The sequence below is a fragment of the Lactobacillus sp. Sy-1 genome (assembly GCF_019303535.1).
Lineage (GTDB): Bacteria > Bacillota > Bacilli > Lactobacillales > Lactobacillaceae > Nicoliella.
Genome location: NZ_JACCIU010000001.1, coordinates 1,200,668 through 1,211,467, shown reverse-complemented (window position 1 = coordinate 1,211,467; position 10,800 = coordinate 1,200,668). Strand labels below are relative to the sequence as shown.

General features: G+C 42.5%; 11 protein-coding genes and 1 tRNA gene. 7 read left to right on the top strand and 5 right to left on the bottom strand.

All coding sequences use genetic code 11. The annotated features are described in order from the left end of the window. Nucleotides 1–60 precede the first annotated feature (60 nt). A complete protein-coding gene (locus HZL42_RS05050; RefSeq protein ID WP_219054580.1) occupies nucleotides 61–399 on the bottom strand; it encodes a DUF1516 family protein in 339 nt (112 codons plus the stop codon). Between the two features lie 146 nt (nucleotides 400–545). On the opposite strand from HZL42_RS05050, the gene HZL42_RS05045 reads away from it, so the two are divergent. The 4 genes from HZL42_RS05045 to HZL42_RS05030 all read left to right on the top strand — a co-directional run bounded on the left by HZL42_RS05045 (nucleotide 546) and on the right by HZL42_RS05030 (nucleotide 5,840). Then, nucleotides 546–1,466: an L-lactate dehydrogenase gene (locus tag HZL42_RS05045; protein ID WP_219054579.1), complete on the top strand. Its 921-nt coding sequence runs from the start codon at nucleotides 546–548 to the stop codon at nucleotides 1,464–1,466. Nucleotides 1,467–1,534: 68 nt separating this feature from the next. After that, nucleotides 1,535–1,605 (top strand) — tRNA-Gly (locus HZL42_RS05040). Between the two features lie 247 nt (nucleotides 1,606–1,852). Further along, a complete protein-coding gene (gene argS / locus HZL42_RS05035) occupies nucleotides 1,853–3,553 on the top strand; it encodes an arginine--tRNA ligase (RefSeq protein ID WP_219054578.1) in 1,701 nt (566 codons plus the stop codon). Between the two features lie 145 nt (nucleotides 3,554–3,698). After that, nucleotides 3,699–5,840, top strand: coding sequence for a transglycosylase domain-containing protein (locus HZL42_RS05030; protein WP_219054577.1), 2,142 nt, complete (start codon nucleotides 3,699–3,701; stop codon nucleotides 5,838–5,840). Nucleotides 5,841–5,940: 100 nt separating this feature from the next. Here the strand turns inward: HZL42_RS05030 and HZL42_RS05025 are convergent, their stop codons facing one another. From HZL42_RS05025 to HZL42_RS05015, 3 genes are all read right to left on the bottom strand, one after another. After that, the gene (locus HZL42_RS05025; protein WP_219054576.1) at nucleotides 5,941–6,831 is read right to left on the bottom strand and encodes a peptidylprolyl isomerase PrsA; all 891 of its coding nucleotides are present in this window, start codon (nucleotides 6,829–6,831) and stop codon (nucleotides 5,941–5,943) included. A gap of 122 nt (nucleotides 6,832–6,953) precedes the next feature. Beyond that, nucleotides 6,954–7,259: a hypothetical protein gene (locus HZL42_RS05020; protein WP_219054575.1), complete on the bottom strand. Its 306-nt coding sequence runs from the start codon at nucleotides 7,257–7,259 to the stop codon at nucleotides 6,954–6,956. Nucleotides 7,260–7,262: 3 nt separating this feature from the next. Next, nucleotides 7,263–7,691 (bottom strand): HIT family protein, encoded by a 429-nt coding sequence (locus tag HZL42_RS05015; RefSeq protein ID WP_219054574.1) that lies wholly within the window; start codon nucleotides 7,689–7,691, stop codon nucleotides 7,263–7,265. Between the two features lie 126 nt (nucleotides 7,692–7,817). Here HZL42_RS05015 and HZL42_RS05010 point away from each other — a divergent pair, with 126 nt between their 5' ends. Genes HZL42_RS05010 through trmB form a run of 3 tightly spaced genes read left to right on the top strand, consistent with a single transcriptional unit; the run spans nucleotide 7,818 to nucleotide 10,402 of the window. Further along, entirely contained in the window at nucleotides 7,818–8,552 is a 735-nt protein-coding gene (locus HZL42_RS05010) for an ABC transporter ATP-binding protein (RefSeq protein WP_219054573.1), read from the top strand. Then, nucleotides 8,549–9,745 carry an ABC transporter permease gene (locus HZL42_RS05005; RefSeq protein WP_219054572.1) on the top strand — a complete coding sequence of 399 codons (1,197 nt, stop codon included), beginning with the start codon at nucleotides 8,549–8,551 and terminating at the stop codon, nucleotides 9,743–9,745. The genes HZL42_RS05010 and HZL42_RS05005 overlap by 4 nt, the downstream gene beginning before the upstream one ends. A 12-nt stretch (nucleotides 9,746–9,757) precedes the next feature. Next, the gene (gene trmB / locus HZL42_RS05000) at nucleotides 9,758–10,402 is read left to right on the top strand and encodes a tRNA (guanosine(46)-N7)-methyltransferase TrmB (protein WP_219054571.1); all 645 of its coding nucleotides are present in this window, start codon (nucleotides 9,758–9,760) and stop codon (nucleotides 10,400–10,402) included. Here trmB and HZL42_RS04995 read toward each other — a convergent pair. After that, the gene (locus tag HZL42_RS04995) at nucleotides 10,389–10,718 is read right to left on the bottom strand and encodes a hypothetical protein (RefSeq protein ID WP_219054570.1); all 330 of its coding nucleotides are present in this window, start codon (nucleotides 10,716–10,718) and stop codon (nucleotides 10,389–10,391) included. The genes trmB and HZL42_RS04995 overlap by 14 nt on opposite strands. Between the last annotated feature and the right edge of the window lie 82 nt (nucleotides 10,719–10,800).

The window sequence follows — 10,800 nt, the reverse complement described above, 5'->3', positions numbered from 1 at the left end:
TAATCATGAACTAAATAAAGAGAAGGCTCAAATGAGCCTTCTCTTTATTTTTTTACATATTTAATTTAGTGCAATGAGTTGTGCAATAATTGCGGCGGTAATAATGATTATCATAATGACAGAATCTAATCGTTTAAAACTCTGGCTTTCTAGCTTTTGATATCCCCGTTCAATTGCTGCAATTGATGCAATGCAGAGGATATCACTAATGATGACCGTAACTGCGTCGTGGTGAAAAATTCGAATACTAATTACGAACTGACTACTGATAATTAAGAAGTAAAAAAGACGTGACCAGATTAAAGATTGAATGATGCGCTTGGCATAATCACGGGTAAATCCAGTGACTAACGAAATAATTAACAGGCCCCAGAGAATAAAATTAAATGTGACCCACATTGGAGTCCACCTCCTTTTAGAATAAGTGGTTACGCTTATTTTAGCATATCTGAAGTAAGCAGGATTAGCTATGGCGTGCAAAAAAATGCCAAAGGTGGTATATTAAAATTGTTTTAATAACTGAAAATTTATTTGAGGTGATAATTATGAGTAGAAAAATTGGGGTTATTGGCAGCGGGCACGTTGGATCAACAGTTGCCCATTACATAGTTTCAGCTGGCTTTGCTGATGAATTGGTCATGATTGATACTAATGAAGCTAAGGTTGTCTCAGACGCCGTTGACTTACGAGATGCGATGCCGAATTTACCATTTCACACTAACATTACGGTAAATGATTATTCAGCATTGAAGGACGCTGATGTTGTTATTTCAGCCATGGGGAATATTCATTTACAAAGTAGTGAAACTTCCGATCGCTTTGCTGAGCTTCCATTTACCAGTGCCCAGGTTAAGTCCATTTCAGCCAAGATTAAGGAATCTGGGTTTAACGGGGTGTTAGTTGACATTAGTAATCCGTGTGATGTAATCACATCTTTCTATCAACAATATACTGGACTCCCAAAGAATCAGGTCATTGGGACCGGGACGCTTTTGGATTCAGCTAGAATGCTGCGTGAAGTCAGTGAACAGCTCCATGTGGATCCGACTTCCGTTCATGGGTATAACCTGGGTGAACACGGTAATTCTCAATTTACAGCATGGTCGACTGTAACGGTATTTGATAAACCAATTACCGAGTTAGCTGCTACTAGCGGTTTGGATCTGGATGCATTGGATGATGGAGCACGTAAGGGTGGCTTTAACGTCTTTAAGGGGAAACAATACACTAACTATGGGGTTGCTACGGCAGCGGTTCGATTAGCGAACGTGGTTCTATCTAATTCCTTAACGGTGTTACCAGTTTCTAACTACCAAGCGGATTTAGACGTTTATCTGTCCTACCCAGCGATTGTTGGCCGCAAGGGGATTGTAAAGCGGGTTGCGCTGGACTTAACACCAGAAGAACAAGCTAAGTTACAAAAATCGGCTGATTTTATCAAGGCGAATGTAAAAAAATATAGCTAAAAATTGCAAGTCATTCTCGTTTAGGGGATGACTTTTTTTGAATGCTATGCTATAATATTTTAAGTAATGCGGGTATAGTTTAGTGGTAAAATATGAGCTTCCCAAGCTTAGGTCGCGGGTCCGATTCCCGTTACCCGCTTTATCGAATGATTCGATAAACCAGTTGATGATAAAAGAGTAGTAGGTCCTTTAGAATGGGAGTAGCGATTCCGGGGCGGTGAAAGCCGGAACTTTCGGGGACTGAAGGCGTGCTTTTTAGACGATTAAATTGTAAATATAAAGCGGATAATCATATCAATTAGAGTGGTACCGCGGATCATAAAACCATCCGTCTCTTGCAAATCTTATTTGCAAGGGACTTTTTTAATTTATATGGAGGAATACACATGGATAAGTACAAACAACAAGTGGCGACGCTCATTAGCGCTGCATTAGATGCCGATGCTGGATTAGACCAAGCGGCGGTATTCCAAAAAATTGAACGCCCTAAGGATTCTAAAATGGGGGACCTAGCTTTTCCTACCTTTACGTTGGCGAAGGCCCTCCATAAGGCTCCCCAGATGATTGCCCAGGACCTGGTTGCTAAAATTGATGACACTGGATTTGAAAAAGTGGTTGCGATGGGTCCATACGTTAACTTCTTTTTAAGTAAGCCTGAATTTAGTAAGGCCGTTTTAAAAACTGTATTAAGTGAAAAGGCGGACTACGGTCAAAACCAAGATGGGAAGAATGGGAACGTCCCAATTGATATGTCATCCCCTAACATCGCAAAACCCATTTCAATGGGCCACCTCCGGTCAACCGTAATTGGGAATGCGGTTGCTAACATCCTTGCTAAAAATGGCTACCACCCAATTAAGGATAACCACTTGGGTGACTGGGGAACCCAATTTGGAAAGTTGATTACGGCCTACCTTAAGTGGGGGAATGAAGAAGACGTTAAGCGCGATCCGATTAACTATCTGGTAAAATACTACGTTAAATTCCATAAGGAAGACGTTGAACATCCAGAATTAGATGATGAAGCACGGGAATGGTTCAGTAAGCTCGAACACGGCGATAAGCAAGCCACTGACCTATGGAAGTGGTTCCGTTCTGTTTCACTATCAGCATTTAACCAAATCTATGATAAGCTGGGCATCAAGTTCGATACCTACAATGGGGAAGCTTTTTATAACGATAAGATGCCCGAAGTAATCCAAATGTTAAAGGATAAGCATCTGTTAAAGGAATCCCAAGGGGCCCAAATTGTGGACTTAAGTAAGTACAACTTAAACCCTGCATTAATCTTAAAGAGTGATGGGGCTTCGTTATACATTACTAGAGATATTACGACAGCGATTTACCGGGACCGCGAATACCATCCCGCAATGAACCTCTATGTCGTGGGCTCAGAGCAGACTTACTACTTCAAGCAATTGAAGGCGGTCCTAGAAGAAATGGGGGTTCCTTCTGCTAAGGACCTCCATCACATTCCATTCGGGTTGATTACCGTAAATGGAAAGAAGCTCTCCACTCGTTCCGGGCGGATCATCTTGTTGGATGAGGTGTTGAACGATTCAATCGCTCTTGCTAAGAAGCAAATTGAAGAAAAGAATCCAGACCTTGCGAACAAGCAACAAGTAGCCCAAGAAGTCGGGGTGGGGGCGATTATTTTCGGTGATTTAAAGAATGATAAGATGGATAGCATCGACTTTGTCTTGGAAGACCAATTGAAGTTTGAAGGCGAAACTGGTCCATACGTGCAATACTCACGGGTACGGGCTGAAAGTATCCTTAGACGGGTTCCAGACTTTAATCCTGATGCTAGCAGCCGGGATCTAAACGATCCTGAATCATGGGAAATTATTAAATTACTAAATGACTTCCCAATGATTGTGAAGGATGCCTGTGCTGAATTTGAACCATCCGTGATTGCGAAATACGCCCTTCGGTTAGCAAAGGCCTTCAATAAGTACTATGCTCACACCAGAATTCTTGATGACCAGGATCAACTAGACGCTCGGTTGTCATTGGTTAAGAGTGTTTCAATCGTGTTGAAAGAATCATTAAGATTACTAGGGGTTAAATCACCTGATGAAATGTAATTAATACCACTAAATCTGGCGTTTCCAGCAAATGGAATCGGCAGATTTTTTGACTTTAAAGGTTAAAATTACGGTCAAAATCATACCGGATATCTGAATTATGGTACAATTATACTTAATATTTGAAGGGGGCGAAATGCCTTTAATGAAACAGCAACCAGCTCGCCAATCAGGATTAGCTTCTGCTTGGCATAAATTTAGAACAGTGCAAAAGCGGATTTGGCAGCGTTACCATATTAATCGATGGATCATTATGGTGGTAATGGGGATTGTGTTTACCATGAGTACCTATTTGACGTTCGTGGCTAAGACCATGGACGTTCAAAATTTAAACTCATCCCTGAAACGCTCGACCGTGATTTACGACGTCAGTAATAAGAAAGCAGGGGAGCTTTACTCCCAGAAGGGAACGTACGTTGGGATGAAGGATATTTCCCAAAACGTTCCGGACGCCATTTTATCGACTGAAGATCGTAATTTTTACAACGAACATGGTTTTTCTTTTAAGGGCTTCGGCCGGGCCGGACTCCTCTGGTTAAAGAATAAGATTTTACACCGGGATTACATTAGCGGTGGGGGAAGTACGATTACCCAACAACTAGTTAAGAACGCCTATCTTTCGCAGGAACAGACCTTTTCTAGAAAGCTCAAGGAACTATTCATTTCGATTCAAGTGGAAAATGTTTACTCTAAAAATGAAATTCTCACCATGTACATGAACAACGCCTACTTTGGTAATGGGGTGTATGGGGTTAGTGATGCTTCCGAGCGGTACTTTGGAACGTCGGTTAAAAACCTGCCGGTCCAAGATGCCGCCGTGTTGGCCGGGATGTTGACCAACCCAAGTGGCTATAATCCGGTTGACCATCCTCGCCTCGCACTCGAACGCCGGAATACCGTTTTAGACCTAATGGTGGCTAATGGTAAAATTACAAAGGCGCAGGCGGCTAAGTACAAAGCTCAGCCGATTGAAGTTCGGGATAATTATAGTTACAAGGATAGTTATCGGTATCCGTACTATTTTGATGCCGTTATTGACGAAGCGATTAACCGCTACGGACTATCAGAAGCTGACATCATGAATCGGGGCTATAAGATTTACACTAATTTAGACCAAAGTCAACAACAGACAATGCAAAGTAACTTCAATGATCCGAACATGTTCCCCCAAAATGCTGCGGACGGGACTAAGGTCCAAGCCGCATCGATCTCTGTTAACCCGCAAACTGGTGGGGTGAATGCAGTGGTTGGGGGCCGTGGTAAGCACGTCTTTCGGGGGTATAACCGGGCAACGCAGATGAAACGCCAGCCTGGTTCGACCATGAAGCCACTAGCGGTGTACACTCCAGCAATTGAAAGTGGCTATAATTTCGATTCTGAATTGGTGAATGAAAAGAAGTCCTATGGGAAGAATAAGTACACCCCCCAAAACTATAATGATCAATACACCGGGAAGGTCCCGATGTATGAGGCTTTAGCTCAGAGTATGAATGCGCCTGCGGTCTGGCTATTAAACAAGATTGGGGTGCAGAGTGGGTATAGCTCGGTCAAGAAGTTTGGAATTCCAATTACAAATAGTGATAAGAACCTCTCATTAGCACTGGGGGGCCTCTCCACCGGGGTCTCACCACAGCAAATGGCCGGGGCCTATACCGCATTTGCAAACAATGGAGTTGCCAATAAGCCGTATTACATCAGAAAAATTGTTGACGCCTCTGGGAACGTAATCATCGATAATACAGACCAGCAAAAGGGAACCCGGGTCATGTCAGCGGCCACCGCAAAGACAATGACCAGTATGATGCTAGGGGTATTTGACAACGGAACCGGGGTCGACGCTAAACCGTACGGCTACCAGGTGGCAGGAAAGACGGGAAGTACTGAGGCTGATTCCACCACGGATGCAGATGCAACCCGTGATAAATGGATCATCGGCTACACACCAAATGTTGTGGTAGCAACCTGGGAAGGATTCGATGACACCAATAGCAATCACCATTTGGAAAACCTCAGTGGGACCGGAATTGGACCGTTATTCAAGAGTGAAATGACGTCGATTATTCCAACCACGAAGCAGACCCAGTTTGATACGAAGGATGCCCAATCAATTATTGACGAACGAAATAGTGCCAATAATAGTGGCAGCAGTAGTAGTTCCAATCTTTGGAATAACGTTAAAGATAGTGGTAATAGTATTGGGAAGAATATCGAAAATGGTTTTGACGCCGTTAAGAAACAGACTAGCAAGTGGTTCAACGATGCTAAGAGTTTCTTAGGTGGGAATTAATTTTAAATCCAAATTAAAAACACCGCTCCGAATTGTTAATCGGGGTGGTGTTTTTGATTGCAAAATAAAAAGCCGCATAATGCGACTTTTTAGATGATAATTATTTACTTGAAGTGGAGCTTTCAGTGGTGATGTAACTAGCAAGAATATCCTTCAATTGGTTATCCTTGATGTCAACGTCACCCTTCCGTAATACCTTAGCAACGATGTTGTGTAAAGTAGTACTATCTGACATTTCTGAAGTAACGATTTGGTCCTTCAATTCACTAGTGTGATCCTTGTAGTTACCCTTGGCTGGATGGTTAACCATTTGAATAATTTGGTAACCGTATTGGGTCTTAACAGGGGTCATAGTGTAGTCACCCTTCTTTTCAAGCTTGTAGGCAGCCTTCTTGAATGCTGAATCAACAGAGGATGAAGTATTATCGAAGGCTGGCAAACGACCACCCTTGTTCTTAGTAGAAGTATCAGTAGAGTACTTCTTAGCTAAACTAGAGAAGCTCTTGCCGCTCTTTAATTGACTGATAACAGTTTCAGCAGTCGCCTTCTTGGAAACTAAGATTGCATTAACCGTAATCTTAGGTTGGTAACTCTTGAATTGCTTCTTCAAAGCTGCATCAGAGAAGTTAGTGTTTTCCCGAACGGCTTGTTCAAGAAGTAAATTATCTCTAATTTGACTCTTGAAGGTGGAATTAGTCAAACCTTGTTGTTGGAGAACGGCACTAAATTGTGATCCGTATTGGGATTTGTATTGGTTAAATAGCTTGTTCACTTGTGAATCCTTAACCTTACTTCCGTAGTTCTTTTCTAAGACCTTGTTTAAAATCATTTGTTGAAGGATTTGTTTACCATTAGAGGTTTCCTTCATACTACTGTAGTATTGACTTTGAGTAATCTTACCACCGTTAGTAGTTGCAACTGCGGAACTACCACAGGCTGCTAAGGTTAAACTCAAAAATACTCCGGCTACTCCGACTAGCCATTTTTTCATAAAAAAAACACATCCATTCGTACAAATTTAATAAGTATATATTTAACATGTTCCAATATAACATAATTCAGATTATATCGGCAGGGGTTAAATTGACCTTAACTAAAAATTAAATGAACAGACTACTTCATTTTACTGATGGTTGCATTGATTTTATCCAGGTGGGGTTGGATTTCGAACGTGTATTCACTAATGCGTGTTTGAACATCGCGAATTGTTTTTTGGCTAGTGGTCAACTCGGTCTTGAGCTTATTAAGGGCGTCTTTGACCCGAGCCTGGTCCCGATTAAACTTTTGAAATTGGTCAGCCTTGATCATGACAAAATTACGGGTCCGGTTAAAAAATTGGGTCGGGGTTTCCCGATTGGCAGCCAGGTAAACCGCGAGGGCCCCAGCTGAAATACCAGCGAATTTTAGTAATTCCTTCATTGACTATTCCTCCATTTGTTCTTTGATTGCGTGGGCGATGGTTGCATATTTAGTGTCGTCGTACTTACCTGAATTATCAGTGAATTGCATGCTAAACCCGTCTTGATTAGTATACCGTGGAATTAAATGGAAATGGGAATGAAATACTGATTGGTATGCTAACTCACCATTGTTGTTTACGATGTTCATCCCCTTGATATCAGGACTGAACTTCCGAATGGCCCGGGCAATCTTTGGAATTCGCGCAAAGACCTGACTGGCAAACTCAGCGTCGTATTCGTAGATGTTGGGAACGTGTTTTTTGGGAATCACTAGCGTGTGACCAGGAGTAGCCTGTGAAATATCCAAGAAGGCCTTAATAACGTCGTCTTCATAAACAGTGTAGCTGGGGATGTCCCCGTTGATAATCTTACAAAAGATACAATCAGTCATAGTAATTACCTACCTTATTATTTATTAAGTTAATTATACACTATCCAAAAATGCTTTTGAAAACGAAATGGATATCTGCGCATTATGCTATAATATAAGTAAATTAAAGATAGAGGAGGAATTGAATTGTCCTTAGATGTTAAGAACGTAGTGGGGGGCTATTCGCAAGTTCCCGTTTTAAAGGATATTTCATTTGACGTCCATGATGGTGAGTTAGTGGGGCTAATTGGGCTCAATGGGGCTGGGAAGTCGACCACCATTAACCACATCATTGGATTATTGACCCCATTTTCCGGTTCGATTGAAATCAACGGGTTTCAAATTGCCACTAATAATAAAGAGTATAAAAAACAAATTGCATACATTCCTGAAATTCCGGTGTTATATACCGAATTGACCCTACGGGAACACATTGAGATGACGATTATGGCTTATGGCCTCGACCACGAACAAGCATGGACAAAGGCCCACGCGCTCCTTAAAACATTCCGATTAGATAATAAACTGGAATGGTTCCCGGTTGATTTTTCAAAGGGAATGAAACAAAAGGTAATGATTGTCTGTGCCTTTATGACCAACGCCCAGTTGTTTGTGATTGATGAACCATTCTTGGGGTTAGATCCACTGGCGGTTAACGACCTCTTGGATCTCATCAACGACCGGAAGAAGCAGGGCGCTAGTATTTTAATGTCGACCCACGTGTTAGACACTGCCGAGCGGTTCTGTGACCGGTTCGTGCTGATTAACGACGGGAAAATTAAAATTGAAGGGGACCTAGCTGAAATTAAGGGCGCATTCCCAAATGCAGGGGATTCCTTAAATAATATCTACCTTGCGCTGGCCAAGGGTGAAGCCCAATGAAAGACCTCTTTAAACAACGAATGACCCGGCACCTGGCTGAGATGACCAAGTACTTAAAGTATGTATTCAACGACTTCTTCGTGATTGCGTTGCTTTTCTTGATTGGGGGCTTAGGGTTGTCATATTCGAACCTGCTAAAGCAGCTTCATCAGGGGCTCTGGTGGCCAGGAATCGTTATTTTTGCGGTAACTTTGATTGCCCAGGGCTTTAGTCACCTAGCGACCCTAATTGAACCGGCCGACCGGGTCTTTTTAATTCCTCGAGAAGCTGAAATGGTCGATTATTTAAAATCAGCCCGTCGGTATAGCGTTTGGATGGCCCTGATTCCCCAAATCGTGATTTGGTTTGTCTTGCTGCCATTCATGCGGGTGACGATGAACTGGAATGTAATCGATTTACTAGGGGTTTTATTAGCAATGATTTTCTTGAAGGGGGCTGGCATTGATACCGCCTTGAACCAAGCCTATGACCACCGCTCAACGAATCGGGTTAAGTGGTTAGTGAATGTGGTGGCACTAGCGACCGCAATCATAGCGCCATCGCTGGGCATGATGATCAGTGCGGTGTACCTGGTTCGGCAGTCAATCCAAAAACGCCACTTTGCAAATAAGTCGCTTGATTGGCGCTACCTAATCGAAATCGAAGACGCTCGGATGCTTGCGGTCTACAAGTTCTTTAATTTGTTTACCGACGTGCCAAATATTCAAGCGACCAACAAGCGGCGGCGCTACTTGGACTTCCTAGTTAACCGGATTAAGTCGACCCCCCAAAACGTGTACCTATCCCTATACGGTCGCTCAATCGTGCGAAACGGTGAGTATAGTGGACTACACTTACGGCTAACGTTAATTGGGGCCATCTTGTTAGTGGGGGTCGGGGGCACCTACCTACCGATTTTAATCGGGTTATTATTTATCTACTTGATTGGGTTTCAACTGATTCCGTTTTACTTCCACTTCTCGGGCAATGTGTTTACCCATATTTATCCAGTGGACCAACAACTACAAATTGCTAGCTTTAGACGGGTCATTTCAGTGATGTTGACCATTTCAGCCGTCATTTTCGCAATTACGGCCTTAATTGGTAGCCGTTCGATTATGGTTGGGGGCCTCAGCCTCTTATTGAACCTAATCGAAAGTTGGCTGCTTACGAACCGTTTTATTACCACTAAGATCAAACAGAAATTAAATTAAAAGGAGTTTCACATGCGAGTAAGACATAAATCATGGGCCAAGCCCTATATCGAATCAAAGCCAGAGTTAATTGTGACCGACGCTGAAAAATGGGTCGGCAAATGGGGCCAACGGTTTCCAAAGCACCAACCACTTCATTTAGAAATCGGAATTGGCAAGGGCCAATTCATCATTGAAATGGCAAAACGCCATCCTGAAATTAATTACATTGGGATTGAATTGCAGGAATCAGTAATTGCCGTTGCCCTTCGTAAGTTAGTGGAAACCGAACTCTCTAACGTTCAATTGGTAGAAACGGATGGGGCGTTAGTAAACACGTTGTTTAAGCCCGGTGAGATCGATAAAATGTACCTGAACTTCTCAGATCCATGGCCTAAGAAGCGCCATGCCAAGCGCCGGCTGACTTCTGATACCTTCCTAGCTAGTTATCGCGAGGTACTAAAAGACGGTCACCAGCTTGAATTCAAGACTGATAACCGTGGATTGTTTGAATATTCATTGATTTCATTTAACCAGTTTGGGACGAACTTCGAGTATGTTTCACTAGACCTGCATAACAGTCCTGAACAGGCTGAAAATGTAGAAACTGAATACGAAGCTAAGTTTAGCCAAAACGGCCCCATCTATAAAATCGTCATCAACTTTAAAATTGAATAGCCGGGGTGGTACCCGTTTTCGCGAGGTCAATGATTCTACCCCAGCGATTAGCGGTGAACTGATATTCAATAATGGTGTTGTCTGCAAGAATATTGACACCGCCTAGGTAGTAGTCTTCCGCTAGGAGTTGATATTCGGGTCTTAACCAGGTCCCATAAACCGTTTGGTTAGCAAATTGCTGTTTGATTTGTTGGTAGATGCGTGCCTCCGCTTTGACGTGGAAGCGTCTGCATCCCACGATTGCAATTGCGCCAGCGACTACTCCACCACAGAGGACAAGTTTCGTTTTAAATTGCAAAATTTCACCTGATTTCATTTGAATTTAACGCTATACTATTATTATAATCAAAAATAACCGTTTTGGTGATAATTTACGTTATAATTATTGGCATGCATTT